The organism is candidate division KSB1 bacterium, from assembly GCA_034506395.1.
Taxonomy (GTDB): Bacteria; Zhuqueibacterota; Zhuqueibacteria; order Thermofontimicrobiales; family Thermofontimicrobiaceae; genus Thermofontimicrobium.
Genome location: JAPDPQ010000026.1, coordinates 22,145 through 40,960, shown reverse-complemented (window position 1 = coordinate 40,960; position 18,816 = coordinate 22,145). Strand labels below are relative to the sequence as shown.

At 48.4% G+C, this 18,816-nt stretch carries 10 protein-coding genes; all 10 read left to right on the top strand.

Going from position 1 to position 18,816, the window contains the following annotated elements; genetic code table 11:
• Positions 1-35 precede the first annotated feature (35 nt).
• The 10 genes from ONB37_15065 (at position 36) to ONB37_15020 (ending at position 18,614) form a co-directional block, all read left to right on the top strand.
• Complete coding sequence (locus ONB37_15065; protein ID MDZ7401474.1) at positions 36-710, top strand: DUF6305 family protein; 675 nt, start codon at positions 36-38, stop codon at positions 708-710.
• Between the two features lie 372 nt (positions 711-1,082).
• A complete protein-coding gene (locus ONB37_15060; protein MDZ7401473.1) occupies positions 1,083-2,396 on the top strand; it encodes a C4-dicarboxylate ABC transporter in 1,314 nt (437 codons plus the stop codon).
• A gap of 91 nt (positions 2,397-2,487) precedes the next feature.
• A complete protein-coding gene (locus ONB37_15055; GenBank protein ID MDZ7401472.1) occupies positions 2,488-2,643 on the top strand; it encodes a hypothetical protein in 156 nt (51 codons plus the stop codon).
• Positions 2,644-2,788: 145 nt separating this feature from the next.
• The gene (locus ONB37_15050; GenBank protein ID MDZ7401471.1) at positions 2,789-3,952 is read left to right on the top strand and encodes a succinylglutamate desuccinylase; all 1,164 of its coding nucleotides are present in this window, start codon (positions 2,789-2,791) and stop codon (positions 3,950-3,952) included.
• Positions 3,953-4,107: 155 nt separating this feature from the next.
• Entirely contained in the window at positions 4,108-5,235 is a 1,128-nt protein-coding gene (gene pgsW, locus ONB37_15045) for a poly-gamma-glutamate system protein (protein ID MDZ7401470.1), read from the top strand.
• An 83-nt stretch (positions 5,236-5,318) separates the two neighbouring features.
• A complete protein-coding gene (locus ONB37_15040) occupies positions 5,319-7,970 on the top strand; it encodes a M14 family zinc carboxypeptidase (protein ID MDZ7401469.1) in 2,652 nt (883 codons plus the stop codon).
• A gap of 82 nt (positions 7,971-8,052) precedes the next feature.
• Entirely contained in the window at positions 8,053-9,927 is a 1,875-nt protein-coding gene (locus ONB37_15035) for a gamma-glutamyltransferase (GenBank protein MDZ7401468.1), read from the top strand.
• 84 nt (positions 9,928-10,011) lie between these two features.
• A complete protein-coding gene (locus ONB37_15030; GenBank protein MDZ7401467.1) occupies positions 10,012-12,567 on the top strand; it encodes a glycoside hydrolase family 31 protein in 2,556 nt (851 codons plus the stop codon).
• A 468-nt stretch (positions 12,568-13,035) separates the two neighbouring features.
• Positions 13,036-14,964, top strand: coding sequence for a DUF4185 domain-containing protein (locus ONB37_15025; GenBank protein ID MDZ7401466.1), 1,929 nt, complete (start codon positions 13,036-13,038; stop codon positions 14,962-14,964).
• 716 nt (positions 14,965-15,680) lie between these two features.
• On the top strand, positions 15,681-18,614 hold the full coding sequence (locus ONB37_15020; GenBank protein ID MDZ7401465.1) for a glycosyl hydrolase: 2,934 nt from the start codon (positions 15,681-15,683) through the stop codon (positions 18,612-18,614).
• The last annotated feature ends 202 nt before the right edge of the window (positions 18,615-18,816 follow it).

Here is an 18,816-nt window from a genome sequence, read left to right as displayed (position 1 = left end):
TCGTGTTTGAATCAAAAAATTAGAGGAGTTGCCGTATGAAGAGATTCAATAAAATTTCGATCGTTGCATTGATTTCAGGGATGATGCTTTTCCCGCCGCTTCTGATTTCTCAGGAGACGAATTTGCCAAAAGCCAAATTACCTGTGCTCACCACTTCTGCGGGCCAGAGCGCGGACATTAACACATTGAATGTTATCATGAATCAGGCTAAGGTCAAATATGACTATTGCGATGTCCCAACCGTAGACATGCTCCAGGCAGGTGTCGGACTGGGCGATCGCCAGTCCAAGCAAGGATTTCACGTTGAGATCAAGACCGATCTTGAAAAATTCAAGAAGGGAACTCCATATAAAACGATCATCTTCGCCATCGGTGCTAGCCTGAAGGGGATGGGGGCCTCTGGCTTAACGGTCGATAGTGAGGTAAAGCGCTTGAAAGAGCTCATCGACTATTGCAAGAAGAACAAGATTTTTATCATTGCGGTCCATTCTGGTGGTGAATCCAAGCGCGGGGCACCTGGAAGCGACAATGAGAAAATGATCGACGCGGTCGCTCCATTCGCCGACTATCTGATCGTGGTCAAGGATAGCAACAAAGATGGCCGATTCTCCAAAATTGCCCAGGAAAAAGGGATACCCTTCACAGAGGTGAATTACGCGCTCAATATCGTTGGAGTTTTAAAGCAGGTCTTTGCTGAAGATGAAAAATAGCCAGTTTGGATCCGATCGGATCTCACAAGTGCATCCCTTTTGTAGGGGAGTGATTTTACTGCTTCGCATAATGAACAAATGGATGATGTATGATTGTCATTGCGATGAATGCAGGAATCTCCTCGTAAGCCGAGGCTTATCCCCAAAAAAGAGATGGTTGAGAAACAAGAGCCATTGACTCCAGCTAAGCAGAACGAATTAATAGCCAATTGGAATTATTTTGCGGGAAGGGATGCAAATTAAATAAATGCGTAAAAGCGGTTGAACAATCGATGATGAAATTAGTTCAAAGACAGACATAGGAAATGAATTGGTATTCCAGGTTTGTAGCATTTTCACTCGAGCAATCACAGCATAAAAATTGAGCGGAACATGACTCTTCAAATTGGAACTATTCTTTTGATCATGGTGGTGGCATACGCGCTGGCGAGCTGGCGAAAATTCTCGGTGGAAATCTGCATGCTGGCTGCGGCTATCGCTGGTGGGATTGCCGGAGCAGTGGTGCACACGCCTCCCATCGGTCAGTTCGCGCGACATCTGGTGGAGGGGACGCTCACCTATCTCGATGTAATGTTGCTGTTTGTTACTGCTACAATATTCATTAAAATCATTGCCGAGTCGGGTGGAGTCAATTATGTGGTAAGAGGGATTGTCAAAACCTTTTATGGTTGGCGCTTGGCCGCGCTGTTGTTATTGATGATCGTCATTCTAATCCCTGGAGCGTTGACTGGTGCGGGGAGCGTTTCCATTTTGACGGTGGGTGCCCCGTGCGCCCTGGCGTTGCGGTATCTCGGCGTTTCACTGCGCCGAGTCGCAGCGATCTTGTTTATCATCGCCGGGCTCAGTGCTGCCGCTCCCCCAGTCAACATCTGGGCGATGATCCTCACTGCCGGCACGGCCATCCCGTACGTGGGCTTTGAGCTCCCATTGGGCATCCCAGTTCTGATTTTGGGCACATTCACCATTTTGGTATTGGGCTGGAAACGCGAACATCACATGCCCCTCGAAGAAGTCCTGAACAATATGCCTCAAGTCCCGGAACAAATGCGCTGGTGGCGCGTGCTACTGCCCTTCGCCACTTTTTTCGGCTTGGTGATTGCTTATCGCATCTGGCCATTCACCATGCCGATTTTGGGCCTTCCGCTGCAATTCACCATCGCTGCCATTGTCGCCCTGATGGCAAGTCCAAAAAGGATCAATATCCTCACCCTCAGTCGGGATACTGTCCAATTGCTGTTGCCGCTGTTGGCTGCCATGGCCATTGTGGGTTCGCTCCAGCAAATCATGACCGTCACTGGTGTGCGAGGGCTTATCTCGTATGCGGTGCTGAGCACTCCACTCGTTCTTCTCTACATCTTGTTGATCATCATTATCCCGATCTCCGAAGGGGTATTAACCTATGGCGCAGCCGCCATCATTGGCATTCCATTGGTGTGGTTTTTGGATTCCATCGGCCTTCATGCCACAGTCGTGATCGCTGGGCTGAGCCTCCTCTGGCCTTTGGGCGACGGTCTGCCGCCCACCGCTTTTATCGGACGCCTAAGCGTCATGATGTCCGAGTATAAGGATTCCTATTGGTCCTTCCTCCGTGCTACCTGGCTACCATGGATCGTCATCACCATCGTTGCCATTTTAATGATCATCTTTAGCGATAAATTGGGATTTTTGGTCGAATGGAGCATGTAGCCAATTGCAAATCGCAACCTTTAAGCAAATCGATTCTTTTCAGTTTTGATCAGCATCTTTGATCCAAAAAAGACACATCAAGGAGATTGATATGGGAATTATCATGATCATCTATTATCTGATCAGCGTTTTCATCGCTGCCATGGTGATCTGGAACTTTATCAGGGAGCGACAGGATAGAGAAAAGATGTTGCTCTATCTCATCGTTTTAATTCCACTGCTGCTGCGGATATTCCGCATACGATAAGCAGGTCCAACTTCGATCGGTTATCAAAGTTCTCCAACATCAATACGACCGTGATGTGCGATCGAGCCATAGAAACCATAAAGATCTACTTGATGTCAATTGGAAAAAATTCGCTCAATGAGCTTATTCAACTCTGGAGCAAATCATGTCAAAGAATTGGTCGATTAAATTGGTATTTAGCATCGTTATTCTGGCGATCACCCTCATCTCAGCCATCCAATTTTATCACCATCGCCATTATCAACTACCCATCGTGGCAGGGCCGGGCGTAACAAAGGTGGTGAGACTGAGCGACTACAATCCCCGACTGAAGGGCACAATGGGCGATACTTATGTATTTTTTCTAGAGGGCTCACAGCCAGGGGGTAAGGTATTGCTATTGGGTAATACCCATTCCAATGAACCGGAGGGTCTATTGACTGCACTGGTCTTCATCGAAAATGCCGTTGTCGAGCAAGGCACATTGATCATCATTCCCCAATTCAATAACAGCGGCAGCCGGGTCACCCATTTTGGCGATGGCTATCCCTTGTTCTTTGAGATCCCAACGCCCTGGGGTAGCAAAAAATTTCGCTACGGCGATCGCAATGCCGCTCCATTAGATAGTTGGCCAGATCCGGACGTTTATATTCATTACCCAGACCGGCAATTACTTTCTTATCTGGATGTTCGCAATGTCAATCGAACCTGGCCGGGCCGCGCCAATGGACCATTAATGGAACGTGTGACCTTCGCAGCGATGCAACTAATGCGACAAGAGGCCGTCGATGTGGCCATCGACATCCATGGGGCGGAAACCATGTTCCCAGTCACCAATTGCATCGTCGCGCCAGAGAAATCCATGGACATCGCAACCATGACTTCAATGACGGTCACCGCCATGGAGGGCTTTGAGAACCATGTGGAGCCATCGCCCAAAGGGTTCCGCGGTTTGTCGCATCGGGAAATCGGCGATTATTCCAATACGTTGCCGTTCCTATTAGAAGCACCAATCCCCTTTCTGGATCAACCCACAGGGCCCAAAACCATCGATCTATTGCTCACTGGCAGAGACCCGTTTCTCTTAAGCCTTGCCAAACAAAAAAAATTGTTCGTCCCCTATGATGAAACTGGCTGGCCCATCGAAAAACGGGTCGGGCAGCATTGTTCCGTGGTGCTGGAAATTATTAATCAATTTTCTCAGATGACCCCTGAGCGCGCGATCATGATCAGCCAGGTCCCTCGCTATGCTGAAGTTGTCGAAAACGGCGTGGGATATTATTATCACGATCCCAGCAAAGCCCCATCCAATCGGCTCTTTTTCAACTAACCATCTTATCAGGGTGGGGTAGAATAGCGAAAGAAGGAATGGACAAAAGATGGATTAATGCAGTGAGAACGTGTTGAAGCTATGGAGCGCTGAAGGATTATTACGGGGGTTGAAGTGTTACCTGGGGAAGAATATTCACTCATTCATCAGTTGAAATGAAAGCGCCAGGTCAAGAACGATTTTATTTCCAGGAAGTCCATGGGCGACACTGGAGAGGGCTGATTCTAATTGCCAGTATCATCAGCGTGGCAGCAATCGTTTGCGTCAAGCTGTTGCGGTCAGGATCTGACAGGAACACCAGTGTTTCGCAGCGAACCGCAGCTATTCTCATGCAAGAGGCAATATCAGCGATTCAAGCCCATTGCGATAGTGTTGGGATTCCAATCGACATCGCCAATGATCCGAATCGAACTGGCATCATCGGCTCAGAGATCTCTCCTATTGCCACGACGCTGGGCAATCTGGAAGCGAAACGCACATCGACCAATCCTGCTTTCGCCAGGGTTATAGTGCATTTGCTCCAACAAGCTGGCGTTAACCCTGGTGATAGCATTGCAATCGGCTGCTCCGCCTCGTTCCCGGCGCTGATGATCGCTACATTGGCAGCAGCCAAGGCGCTATCAGTCTATCCGATCACCATTCTATCGCTGGGCAGTTCGTCGTATGGTGCCACAAATCCCGATTTTAATTTGCTTCATATCTTTCAGGTTCTCTACCAGAAAAAAATTTTCCCAATCGCGCCACGTGCCATTTCTCTCGGCGGCGATCGCGATGTGGGTGACGATTTCGATCCCGCAATTCGATCCAACTTGATCGAGCAGATCGAGCAGAGCGGGATTGAATTGCTTTATGAGCCTAATTTGGAAAAAAATGTGGCTCGCCGGATGAACATTTATCTCGGGCCAGGGGGCTCTCATCGGATCGCTGCGTTTGTCAATATTGGCGGCAATTATGCCAATATCGGCACCAGCGAGTTGGTGCTACAACTTAAACCAGGTCTGAATCGCCCCAAGGTCCTACCAGCCAAAGAAGAGCGGGGGGTATTATTTGAAATGGCCAGCAAAGGGATCCCGATCATCCATTTATTGCACATCAAAGGTCTAGCCTTTAACTATGGCCTTCCTTGGGACCCAGTGCCGCTCCCAGATCTCACTCGACGGCCATTGGGGGAAATCATAGATCGTCAAATGAACTTCGTGTCCATTGCAGCAATTGACTTAATGGCGATTTCTGGACTGACCATCTATGGGACGATCAAACAACGTCAATTGCGCCGCAGGTAAGTCGAAGTAATTGGAATGCAAGCGCTGACCGATTTTACCAGACATGCGTATCACTTGAACTCATTGGTAAAGGATCATACAAAATGCGCAACCGCTTCATAAAAGGATTAATTGTTCTAATATCTTGGTGTGCACCAGCTTTCGGGCAGGTCATTTCGCCTGAGGCGTACTTGGGTTTTAAGCCTGGGGCCGATTTCCACCTAATGAGTTACGAACAGGCCATCGGATATTTTGAAACTTTAGCCAGCCAGACGGATCGAATGATCGTGCTCGATATGGGGCGGACCTCCGAAGGTCGCCGGATGAAATACGGCGTGGTATCCTCAGCAGAGAACATCCAGGAGCTTGAACATTATAAAGAACTAAATAAGAAACTGAGCTTGGTTAAAGGGATTGATGAAGAACAAGCCAAAAAATTCGCCCAGCAGGGCAAAGTGATCGTCTGGATCGATGGAGGATTGCACGGCACTGAGGTCGCGCCAGCCCAGTTACTACCTCAGCTTGCCTACGATCTGGTCACGATGGAGGACCCTCGGACCCAACTGATCCGTCACGAGGTGATCACTTTAATCGTGTTTGCCAATCCTGATGGAATGACGATCGTGTCGAATTGGTACATGCCGAATGTGGGGACGCCTTATGAGGTGAGCCCGATCCCCTGGCTTTATCATAAATACGCTGGACACGACAATAATCGGGATTCTTTTGTCTCGAATTTGATCGAGACGCAGAATATGAATATTGCCACATCGCAGGTTTGGTATCCTGAAATCCTGTACAATCAGCATCAAACCGCTCCATTTCCAGCGCGCATCTGGATCCCTCCCGATGCCGAACCGACTAATCCCAACATCCACCCGATCATCATTCGTTGGAAAAATTTGATCGGCGCGGCCATGGGAAAGGCCTTTGATGAAGCAGGTCAACCTGGCGCGATCTCACGCGTCAATTTCGATACCTGGTATCCCGGCTACGCTACCCAAGTGGTCGATGGTCATAATACTGTCTCCATCCTCACAGAAACGCAGCTCTATCGTTACGCCACACCCCAATTCGTTCAAGTTCGCGATTTTCCAAAGGAGCACCAGGATTTAACTCGGGGGGTCTTTTATCCGAATCCTTGGCTCGGCGGCTGGTGGCGTTTGAGCGACGCGATCGCTTATAACTGGACCGCCTGTATGGCGCTCTTGGAAACGGCTGCCAAGTATCGCTATGATCTGCTTTTCGACAAATGGCGCATCGGAAAAGATGTGATCGAGCGCTTTGCCAGCGAGCCCCCTTACGGGTGGATCATCCCCAGTGATCAACGCGATCCCTATTCAACAGCCAACCTCATCAACAAGCTTTTAATCAACGGGATTGAGATTTATGAGACCGAGACCGATTTCGTGCACAATGGCATCCATTATCCCAAGGGGAGTTACATAATTCCAACCAGTCAGCCGTTCGGTTTATTCGTCAAAAATTTATTCGAAAACCAGGAATACCCTGATCTGCGGAAGTATAAGCACCTGTGGCAGGGCCTTGTAGACTCCCCACAGATGAGCCGTGAGCCGATTCCAGCCTATGATGCTGCTGGCTGGACCCTTCCGTTGCAGATGGGTGTTACTTGCCACCAGATCAGCAAACCTTTCGAAGTGAAAAGCAAGCAGGTCACTCACGTCGCATTGCAGTCTGGTCCATTAAACGGCAAGGGGGATGACTTTATTTTTTCAGCCAGTGATAACGGGAGTTACATTGCTATCAATCAGATGCTCGCTGCAGGCGGAAAGGTAAGGCGTAGCACTGGGCCATTCAGTTTCGCTGGAAAAAACTACCCCCACGGTTCATTTCTGGTCGATGCAACCAGCGTTCGTTTCGAAAAATTGCAAGATATTTTGAAAAATACAGGTGCCCAAGCGAGACGGGGAACAGTGGGGGTCAATGCCATCTCAGTTAAAAAACCACGTATCGGTCTTTACAAATCATGGGTCGCGGTCATGGATGCTGGCTGGCTGGCCTGGATTTTCGAACAATTCTCCTTCCCATTCGACACATTGACCAATGCGATGATTAAGGCCGGTGACCTGAATAAACGATATGACGTCATTGTTTTGCCCGATCAGCCCACCAAATCCATCATCGAAGGCCATAAAAAAGGCACGATGCCCCCAGATTACGTCGGTGGTATTGGTTTGGATGGGGTCGATCGGCTCAAGGAATTTGTTCGCAATGGCGGCAGACTGGTCTGTAACGAGTCATCCTGCGATTTGGTCATCAAGCATTTCTATTTTCCGCTGAGAAATGTGCTGGAAAACGTCAAGCCAGATAGTTTCAGCAATCCAGGTTCGATTTTAAAAATGAAATTCGATACCACGCACCCTTTGGCCTCGGGGCTGGAGGAACACGGATATGGTTTTTTCGCTACGGGTTTCGTATTCGAGACGATTTCGGATACGGCTAAAAACGCCCCAACCGAGAAAGAACAAACTCAAAATAAGGACCAGAAGCCAAAGCCGAAACAAACAGTCTCTCCCAAATACATTAAAATCGAGCCAAAAGCTGTCGTCAGCTTCCCAGACGATTCGCTGTTGGTCAGCGGTTGGATCCTTGGGGAGCGCCTGCTCCGCGATCGGCCGACTGTATTGGAGGTCCCTTATGGGAGAGGCAAGGTCGTCTTGTTCGGTTTCAATGTCCACAACCGCGCTCAAGCTTTTGCTACCATGAAATTGTTATTCAATGCGATGTATTATTAAGCAAGACTGGGACATTTTGTCCTCCCAGGTCAATCGAGAAATGGATATCACAATCCCTATTGGTTGAAAGGAAGTTGCTTTTATGTTAGTTAGAAAGTTTTTCGTTTTTCGCGCTATTCTCATCTTATCTTTCGCGTCCCAAATAGTTGCTTTTTGCCCAAGATCTCCATTCGCCACAGAGAAGCCGATCCTTCATGGTCGTCATTGGGTTGCGATCACAGGAAAGCCTTTGGCAGCGACTGCTGGAGCGCGGATTTTCATGCAAGGAGGCAATGCCGTGGATGCAGCCTGTGCCATGCTGGCTGCGGTTTGTACGATGAACGACATGTTGAGCTGGGGTGGCGAGACCCAAGCGCTAATCTACAATCCGTTCACGAAAAAAGTGATCGGTGTCAATGCGCTCGGGGTAGCTCCGAGCGGCGCAACGGCAGAGTTTTTCAAAGCGAAGGGGATGAACTATCCTCCAGAGTATGGCCCGCTAGCCGCGGTAACGCCTGGCACTCCCGGCGGGCTGATGGTGATGCTGGCAGAGTTCGGCACGATGAGCTTGCAGCAGGTGCTCGCTCCAGCCATGGAACTGGCCGAGGGTTATCCCATTGAACATGAGTTGTCTCAGAGCATCGAACGCTACAAAAAGCAAATCAAAGAGTGGAAATATTCCAGACAAATATTGCTCCCGCATCTTGGCGAAGCGCATGAGGCTCCTCATCCTGGTGAAATTTTTCGGCAACTGGACCTGTTGAATACATTAAAAAAATTGGTCGCAGCTGAAGCCGAAGCCCGTGCCGCTGGTAAAGATAGAAAGCAGGCGATCTACATGGCCTATGACCGCTTTTACAAAGGCGATATTGCCGAAGAATTCGCTCGCGCCTGCCAGGAACAAGGCGGATTGATCACCAAAGAAGATCTAGGGAATTGGAAGTACTATCTTGAATCCCCGGTGATGACCATTTATAAAGGGATCGAGGTCTACAAATTGACCACCTGGGTTCAGGGGCCAGTGATGTTGCAGGCATTGAATATGCTTGAAAATCTCGACCTAAAAGCAATGGGTTTTAACAGTGCTCGCTACATCCATACCCTTTATCAGGTCATGAATTTGGCCTTTGCAGATCGCGATTTCTATTACGGCGATCCCTACGTCCCGCCCGAAGAACCAATCAAAGGACTGCTGTCTAAAGACTACGCTCGGGAACGGGTGAAACAAATCAATTGGGAGCGGAATGACGCAGCTATTGGGCCGGGCGATCCCTATCCTTTTGAAGGGAAAAAAAATCCCTTTTTAGAACTCATAAAAAATTGGAACCGTACCAGCATCAAGCAGCCAGATCGATCTACCGCAACGGCAGACTTGCTGATCGATGAGCTTTTTGGCCGAGGAACAACCTCAATTCAGGCAGCAGACAAAACTGGTTGGGTCGTATCCGTTACCCCCAGCGGCGGTTGGATGCCGGTGTGCATCGCTGGTGCGACTGGCGTTGGCATGAGCCAGCGAATGCAAAGCTTTGTCTTGAATCCATCGGAAAATCCCTACAACGTCGTCGCTCCAGGGAAGCGTCCTCGGTCGACTTTAACACCCACCCTCGCCCTCAAGGACGGCCGTCCGTTCCTCTCATTTTCAATTCAGGGAGGCGACACCCAAGATCAAAACTGCCTCCAATTCTTTTTAAATGTGGTTGAATTCGGGATGAACGTCCAAGAAGCCTGCGAAGCCCCCAATATCACCAGTTATCAAATGTTCAGCTCGTTTGGCAATCATGAAAAATTTCCTGGCCGAATGCTGTTACGAGATGATGTGCCCCCATGGGTCAGAAAAGAATTGGAACAAATGGGGTATGAGCTGCGGTTCAACCGCAAAACTTCAGGCCCGATGAACGCCATCTTTTTCGATTGGCAGCATGGCAGTTTCTGGGGCGGATCAAGCAACTATGGCGAAGATTACGGAATTGCCTGGTAAATTCGGTAAGGATTTATACGAGCCATGAAAAATAAATATTATCTCTCAAAAATAAATCTCATTGCATTGTGGATAGGAGTGCTTGTGGTAGGACAGCTTATGACTGCATCTGGTCAAACTTTTTCTCCAAAGGCTAATCCGGAAGTTATGGTGTGCTGTGGCAACGCTCGCTTTTCGGTATTGACACCGGAGCTGATTCGACTGGAATGGTCAGCAACCGGCAATTTTGAAGATCGCGCGTCGTTGGTCTTTCTCAATCGCAGGCTACCAGTGCCAAAATTTCAAACGCAAATAGCAGACGGATGGCTGATCATCACCACGGATCAACTGACATTGCGATATCGAGAAAACAGCGGAAAATTTAACAGTCAAAATTTAGCTATCTCATTGACGTTGAACGGCCAGGTAGTAACCTGGCATCCCGGCTTAGAGGATACGACCAATTTGCGAGGCACGACGCGGACGTTGGATGGGATTAAAGGCGCAGCATCTTTAGAACCAGGTTTGATTTCACGTAGCGGCTGGGCGCTCGTTGATGACTCGGACCGTCCCTTATTCGATGATAGCGACTGGCCCTGGGTGATCCTTCGGCCTTCGGATGACCATCAGGACTGGTATTTCTTCGGCTATGGTCATAATTATAAAAAAGCGCTATTTGATTTCACTCAAGTAGCTGGCAAGATTCCCTTGCCCCCGCGCTTTGCCTTTGGCCTGTGGTGGTCGCGCTATTGGGCTTATACTGACCAGGAATTCAAGCAACTCGTGCACGAGTTTGAGATACACGATGTGCCGTTGGACGTGCTGGTGATCGACATGGATTGGCATCAGACATTTGGACTTCGCTGGTGGCAAAAGCGGTATGATCAAGCCGGCCAACGGTTGGGCTGGTCAGGCTATACTTGGGATAGGATTCTATTCCCCGACCCCGAAGGGTTTCTGAGATGGTGTCATCGGAAAGGGTTAAAAACGACGCTGAATCTCCATCCTGCATCTGGCGTTCAACCCCACGAGGAGCGATATCCTGAGATGGCTCGGGCTATGGGCATCGATCCGGCAACCAAAAAGTATGTGCCATTCGATATCGTGGACAAAAAATTTGCTGAAAATTATCTGAAAATTTTGCACCATCCCCTGGAGGCGCAAGGCGTCGACTTTTGGTGGCTCGATTGGCAGCAACAGCCAACCACCCGTATCCCAGGTGTCAATCCCACTTGGTGGCTTAACTACGTCCATTTCACCGATATGGAACGCCGGGGCAAACGCCCGCTGATCTTCCACCGTTGGGGTGGATTAGGCAACCATCGCTATCAGATCGGTTTTTCTGGCGACGCCATTTCGGTATGGGAGTCTTTGGCCTTTCAACCCTATTTTACGGCCACTGCTGCGAATGTCGGCTATGGGTATTGGAGCCACGACATTGGCGGCCACATGCCTGGGGAAGTCTCCCCCGAGTTGTATACACGGTGGATTCAATTCGGAATCTTCAGCCCCATTCTGCGGACTCATACAACTAAAAATCCCATGGCCGAGCGCCGGATTTGGGCTTACCCTGTAGATTATTTTTTGGTCATGCGCGAGGCAATCCTGCTGCGCTACGCATTGATCCCGTATATTTACACAGCCGCTCGCCAAACTTACGACACTGGTATTTCCATCTGTCGACCGATGTATTATGACTATCCAGACAGCGATGAAGCTTATCGATTCAAAAATCAATACATGTTTGGGAATGACATCCTCGTTGCACCGATCACCGCCCCTCTCTCGCCCGATTCCATGTTAGTCACCAAATCAATCTGGCTGCCGCCAGGCGAATGGATCGAGTGGTTCACTGGTGAACGACTAACAGGCCCGCGGCGTTACCGACGACAATTTGCGTTAGATGAGATACCTGTGTATGTCAAGGCGGGCGCCATTATCCCGCTCCAGACACAAAAAAAAGCCGCGATTGAAACCATGGTGGATCCGCTGGTCCTAGCCGTTTTCAGAGGTCAATCTGGTTTTACACGAGTCTATGAAGATGAAGGGAATACGCTGGGCTACAAAGATAACATTTGCTCCTGGACACCGATCCAATTCTCTTGGAACCAGCAGGATCAGTTGCAATTGGAGATCCTATCAGTGGAAGGTCAATTTCCAAATATGCCATCTGAACGTTGTTACGAAATCCGAATACCATTTGTCCTGCCGCCAACAACGGTTACTTGTAATAGACATCTGATTGCCTACGATGCTGACGGAACGGCGAAAGTGGGATGGCGGTACGATGGTAACAAATTGCAGCTCCATATTTTTCTGCCACCGTATCGGGTAACTGAAAAAGTGGTAATTGTGGTGGGCTTCCCCTCCATTTCCCAAGAGCAAGCGAAACTGATCCAGGGCGTGCCTGGTAAACTGGCGCGCTTGCGGCGCATTATGCCGCTGCTCAATAGCCTTTGGCCACAGGAATGGTCGCCTGATATTTTAATCGAAGCAGCCCAGACTGGCAATCGAATCAGCATTCATCCAGAACAAGCATTGACTGAATTGCAACATTTAAAAGAGATCATGCCAGCAGTTATTAAACAGATCGAGGCATTGAAAAAGGTGAATCCAGAGGTTGTGACCCGCGCGCTGATGCACCTTGGATCACGACCATAGCTCGTAAATCTTAACCAAAGTTTCTCGATTAAATCATTCTCTCTCGCGCTAAAAGTTTTTCACAATAACATCGAAACCTATGAGAAAGAAAACTGATTGGGAATGAATGGATAATTTATGTCAACAATGATGCCATTTAGCGCTATTTTACCTCATTTCAGATTGGGGGATTTGGTCTAGATTCTTGCAAAATTGGCGGTTTTATGGTGCTGATTCAAGGCAGTTATCCCTTTATCCATTCCATGTGCCGTCGACATGAAACTCTATTGCATTAGCCAATTTTTCATGGATAGTGTCACCAAAAGTAACCAATTGTTTCGCCAATTGCTATTGCCATGACCTCTTGAGTTAACCTATTTGGAGCTCTAACAAATTGCCAGGATCAAAATTTTCTTGTTGACATTGATGATCAATTTGAATAAATTCTTAATCCATTTTTCTTCTTTGTATTCTTGATTATTTGCTTGAATGAAAACCAAAGTAAAATCAGCGCTTCTTTTTTTGTTTTTTCTTCTGGCGCAATGCCGATTTGTTGAAATCAACCAGCCTCGCAGCGCCCAACCTGGTGAAACCATCGCCATTTCCGTTACTGTTTTCGATAATATTGTTCCCGAGCCCAATCCCCACAAGGGAGTATTGGCCATTTTAATCCCAGAGGACTGGTCTTTCATTTCAGCCGAATACAAGGGTGATCTTGGGACTGGGACAATGGAGTTGGCGCCGACCTGGGCCGATTCCGTGGAAGCCCATTATCCCGCCGCCGCCTTTGGCTTGAACATGAAATGGATCGGATTGACTTCTGATACAGGCTACACCTATCAAAATCCGATTACTGTCACAGCCGATGTCCGATTGCAGGTCGGACAAAATGAAGGTCATTTCAAGCTGGCCTATCTGATCACCAAAGCTACGGGTGGGCTGATCGGCAACGATCCGTCCTGGGCGCCGCTGTCCTATCCTCATCCCATTGGCGTGCCCGACTCGGGACAGGTCGTGCTGCCGTTCGGGGTTGAGCGAGCTGCTGATTGGGATGCGCTGCTGGATCGAACCTCGGGCTGGACAGGCGCCGATGGCATTTATTCCATTCCGCTGTCGGGCGTGGAGACTCATGCTGATCCGAGCAACGAACGAACCCTGCTGGTCTTCAGCGATACCTTCATCGGCAAAGTGGATGCCAACAATCAGCGCAAAGACACCAAGATGGTCAATAACACGTATGCGGTTTTGCATGGCAACCAACCCGATCCCCAGAGAATCCAATTTTTCTGGCGAACCAATTCCAGCGGACAGCCACAATCGGTGTTTGTCCCAGAAACGCCAAACGCCCAGCCAGGCGATTGGTACTGGCTGATGGATGGGGTGGCGATTCAGGACAAAATTTATGTCTTTGCTTTGCGCTTGAATTCAGGCAGCGGCGGTGGCATTTTCAATTTTAAGATCGTTGGCGTCAACTTGCTCGAATTCACCCTCGATGCTTCGGATAGCGTTCGGGACTGCCAGCAGCTCGATACGCCGCTGTTTTGTAAAAATGAAGCCGAGGGCTGGGAGATCGTCCTGGGCCAGGCTGTGATGCCGATGACGGAAGCGGCGGGCAATCCCAATCCCGATGGCTATCTCTACGTTTATGGCCCCCGAAGTAGCTCCAGCAAGAAAGATCTGGTCGCTGCCCGAGTGTTGCCCGATGAAATAGATGACTTTTCCAGGTGGCAATATTGGGATGGTTCAGCCTGGGGATCGGAAATTGCAAATTGTGCTCCGATTACCAATGGCATTTCCCAGGAGTTCAGCGTTTCGCCGCTGGATAATGGAAAATTCATTCTGGTATTCCAGTTTGGGGATCAGGTGGGATTCCGCATTGGCGATAGTCCCATTGGCCCATTTCATTTTTACAGGGAAATTTGGAACTGCCCCGAGGTGCTGGAAGATCCGTACATCCTGGTGTACAACGCCAAAGCCCATCCCCATCTTTCTCAGCCAGGAAAATTGCTGATCAGTTACAACGTCAACACGTTCAATTTTTGGGATCACTTTTCCAATGCCGATATTTATCGACCACGATTCATCACGCTAGAACTGAACGAGCAGGTGACCAGAGTCGAAAAAAAAAGTGAGCTGCCCACATTGTTCGCACTGAGCCAGAATTATCCCAATCCCTTTAATGCAACGACCCGAATTGAATTCCAGTTGGATCGAAGCTCACACGTCGTCCTAAAAATCTATAATGTGTTGGGGCAGGAGATGAGGACGCTGATCCATGAAAATTTAAATGCTGGCATTCATTCGGCGGTCTGGGATGGAAAAAATGAGTTGGGAGAAGATGTGGGTTCGGGGATTTATTTCTATCGAATTCAGATCGACCGAGATGGTGAGAGCAAGAAGATGTTATTGTTGCAGTGATTTTATTTATAAACTTTCGCCAACGGATGTTTCTTTTGATCTTTTTCGATAACTCTGAATTAATTCCATCGCTTGAGAGCGATGGAATCAGTATCACAATTGTCATTACGAACCGCCAGTTGGCCATAAGCGTCAACCAAAGAGAGAAAGGTTATTCTGAGCGATCCGCCAAATGGCTATTAGCATCCATAGAAGATATTTTTTCTCAGAGACCGCTGAAGCGGTCAGCAACTCTGTTTAATTTGTCATAAACGCCCGAATTAATTCGGGCGTCCATGACAAACTCGTATCGATCTCAATAACCGTTTTAACGGTTTTAACATTTTTGAGCATCATTTGATGGTAAGGGCCAGTGTCTGAACTGATTCCATCGCTTAGAGCGATGGAATCAGTCCTGCATTAAGGCTATCTGGTGGAGAGGAATCTGGTTGATAAATTGATTACTGCAGACATACAGATTCCTCACTCCTCCGCCAGTTGGCGGATCCGTTCGGAATGACAACAAAATTTTTATTTTGCAGATTTCTAAATTAAAAGTCATCAAGATTAAAAACCATTTCTGTGGGAGAGAGTATCTTGGTTTTTCGTTCTCCCATGCAAGGATTGGAATAAATTGGTTTTCTCCCAACTGATAGATAAAACCAACTGATAAAAATCCGTTGGCTCGTTCCTATCCGTTGGAGAAAAATAAATGATTATATATTTAAAAGCAGTCAATGAAATTTAATTCGAAAGAAAAATCCAATCTCTTTTACTATTCGATTTTCAATTTCATCGGTATATTTTTCATTATCCTCTTTTTTATCATCGGATGCAAAATCTCAACTATAAATCAATCCGCCAGGTTTCATCAGCAATTCAAAAATCCACCATCCGCCTATCTCCCCACCGTTTACTGGTTCTGGAACGGTCGCATCGAATCTGATCAGATCAAAGCGCAACTGGAGGCAATGAAGCGCAGCAACACGGTCGGCAGCGTCTGCATCCTGGCCTGGGAAGGACTGGCGATTGACTATCTTTCGGAGGAATGGTTCGACAAAGTCAAATATGCCTGCCAGATTGCGGGAGAGCTTGGGCTGGAAATCTGGCTGTACGATGAAATCCGCTGGCCCAGTGGCCATGCGGGTGGAAAGGTGTTGGACGCCAACCCTGAATTGAAGGCCAGATGCCTTTCTCAAACCGAACAGCGAGTGAACGGCAATCAGAAGATCACTTTTGAAATTCAGTCCGAGCCAGTGGCCATTGTTGCAGCGCAGTTCAAAAATCAGATCATTGACGAATCCAGCCTAATGGACCTCACCGCCTATTTCGATGGCAGCCATTTCTCCTGGGATGTGCCCGCAGGCGATTGGTCCCTGTTCATCTATTCGATGCAACCGTGCAGCTTCAAGCCCACTTTTCTGGAGCGGGAGTACGTGGACCTGCTGAATCCCGAGGTGGCGAAAAAATTTATCGCTCTGACGCACGATCAGTATTATCAAATAATGCCCAAATATTTCGGCAGCGTGATCAAAGCCATCATCACCGATGAGCCTGGTTGCTATTGCAATTTGAAGGCGTTCCTGCTCGATCCCGAAAGCATCGCCTGGACGCCTAATTATCTGGCAGAGTTCCAGTCTCGAAAAAATTATAATCTGAAAAAATATCTTCCTGCCCTGTGGCATGACGTCGGAGAAAAGACGGCTCAAATTCGGATCGATTTTTATGATGTGCTCTCCGATCTGTTGCAGGAGTCCTATTTCAAGCCACTGCACGATTGGTGCGAGGCGCACCAGATCAAGCTGAACATTCAGCCCGCCCATGAGGAGACGATGAAATATGCCACGCTCATGCAGGGCGATTACTTCAAGGCCATGGAATACTCGCATCTGCCTGGGTGTGATGATGTCTATTCATGGGACCGAAGTCGCATCACGCCCAAGCTCGCCGCCTCGGCTGCTCACAGTTTTGGCAAGCAGGACGTCTATTGCGAGGTCTTTGGCGCATACGGCTGGGATGTGACGCTGGAGAAGATGAAGGGGATCACCAATTGGCTGTTTGCACGGGGCGTCAATCGGCTGCTGCTCAGCTCGTTCTATTTTGCCAGCGAAGGCGATTGGCGCTTTGAAATTCCCCCGTCGCTGTTCGTTCAAAATACGCTCTGGCCGTATTTGCCCCATTACTCTAGCTATGTGCAGCGGCTATCGTGCCTGCTTTCAGACGGAAGGACCGTAGCGCCGATTGCCATATTTTATCCCAATAAAAATGCCCAGGCGGAATTGACCCCGCTGAACGAAGCAGCCGTGGATCAGTTGGATCGCTCGTTTATCCAAATGTCAAATTTTCTGCTGAGCCATCAATGGGATTTTGAATACATGAATGAGCGAGCAGTGGAAAAAGCCACCATCAGAACGGCTGGCAAAAAAGTGGTGTTGCGCAAGGAACAATCGGATATTTGGATCGATCATGAACTGGTCATTGTACCGCACGCCAAAATTTTATCCGAATCGGCGCTGCTCAAGCTCAAAAAATTTTATGAACAAGGCGGCAAGCTCATCGTTTATGGTCAATTGCCGCAGGTTACTCCCAATGGAAAAGATTTAGCTACCATTGCCGAAACCATCTGGAAGAATCCCGCTGGCCCGAACAGTAACCCAAACGGCGGCCAGGCCTTTTTTATTCAAAATAATCTCGATTCCCTCCTGGCGTTGATCGAACAATTGCTGATCCCCGACCTTCGGCTGGATTCGCCCCACGAACACATCAGCTTCATTCACAAAATCAAAGATGGGCGAGATATTTATTTCATTGCCAATAGCGATAGTTCTCCAGTGAGAATCCAAGCATCGTTTTTAAATGACGGCCATCCGCAGATCTGGAATCCAGAAGATGGGACAATCTCGGATGCAATCCAATTTCAGCGAGATGAAAATCGAACAATTGTGCCCCTGGAGCTGGCTCGCTATGGTTCGGCGCTGATCGTCTTCAATCAAAATTCGAAAGAGAGGCCCCATGTCGTGGCAACCAATATGGACATGGAAAGTCTCGAAATTAGGGGCGATTCACTTTTTGTCTCTGCGTTGCCGACTGGAGCAGGGGAGAATTACATCGCCCTATTCTGGCGGGGACAGGAATTCGAGCAGCGATTTTCGGCCGATCCGCCCGATTCAGTCGAGCTAATGGATCTTTGGCAGTTCGAGCCAGCAGACCATTCCTTTCCCGCTGAAATCCGCCGTTCGGGCAGTTGGACGGAAGAGCAAAAGTTGGCCCAGCCGAATGGCTCAGCCATTGCGCCAGCTCATCCCTATTTCTCTGGCACAGGCGTTTATTCTCAAACATTTTTTATCGATAAATCTCTTTTCAAAAAGAACAGCAAGCTCATTTTGCAACTGGGGGCGGTGAAGGACATCTTCGAGCTCTGGCTGAACGGCGTTAAAGTGGGCGAGCGCTGCTGGCCGCCATTCGATTTTGATGTCACCGATTATTTGAAACCAGGTTCAAACCAGATTGAGCTAAGAATCACCAACACGCCCGCCAATCATTATGCGCTGCAATCTCGGCCATATCGATTGGGAGAAAATTGGGGAAAAATCCTGCCGTCGGGATTGATGGACAGGGTGAGGATTGTTTGTTATGAAAAATCCAGGATTGGATTTTTAGGCAAAAGATGAGGCTGGGTATTGGATGTCTGAATGAATTACAGCAGAATGATTGAAAGCAGGATGATTGATAGCAGGATGATTAAAGGCAGGATAATTGATGGCAGAATCATTGTTTGAAGAATGTGCTACTAAAAATTATCGATACTTAGTTATGATTAGTCAGATTTAGCTGAATGATTTCATTCCGAACGAAACGAAGTGGGGTGAGGAA

Excerpts from the sequence above, each read along its gene's own strand:
- ONB37_15060 (MDZ7401473.1), top strand. The coding sequence starts at position 1,083 with ATGACTCTTCAAATTGGAACTATTCTTTTGATCATGGTGGTGGCATAC.
- ONB37_15020 (MDZ7401465.1), top strand. The coding sequence starts at position 15,681 with ATGAAATTTAATTCGAAAGAAAAATCCAATCTCTTTTACTATTCGATT.
- ONB37_15055 (MDZ7401472.1), top strand. The coding sequence starts at position 2,488 with ATGGGAATTATCATGATCATCTATTATCTGATCAGCGTTTTCATCGCT.
- ONB37_15035 (MDZ7401468.1), top strand. The coding sequence starts at position 8,053 with ATGTTAGTTAGAAAGTTTTTCGTTTTTCGCGCTATTCTCATCTTATCT.
- ONB37_15050 (MDZ7401471.1), top strand. The coding sequence starts at position 2,789 with ATGTCAAAGAATTGGTCGATTAAATTGGTATTTAGCATCGTTATTCTG.
- ONB37_15025 (MDZ7401466.1), top strand. The coding sequence starts at position 13,036 with ATGAAAACCAAAGTAAAATCAGCGCTTCTTTTTTTGTTTTTTCTTCTG.
- ONB37_15040 (MDZ7401469.1), top strand. The coding sequence starts at position 5,319 with ATGCGCAACCGCTTCATAAAAGGATTAATTGTTCTAATATCTTGGTGT.
- ONB37_15065 (MDZ7401474.1), top strand. The coding sequence starts at position 36 with ATGAAGAGATTCAATAAAATTTCGATCGTTGCATTGATTTCAGGGATG.
- pgsW (MDZ7401470.1), top strand. The coding sequence starts at position 4,108 with ATGAAAGCGCCAGGTCAAGAACGATTTTATTTCCAGGAAGTCCATGGG.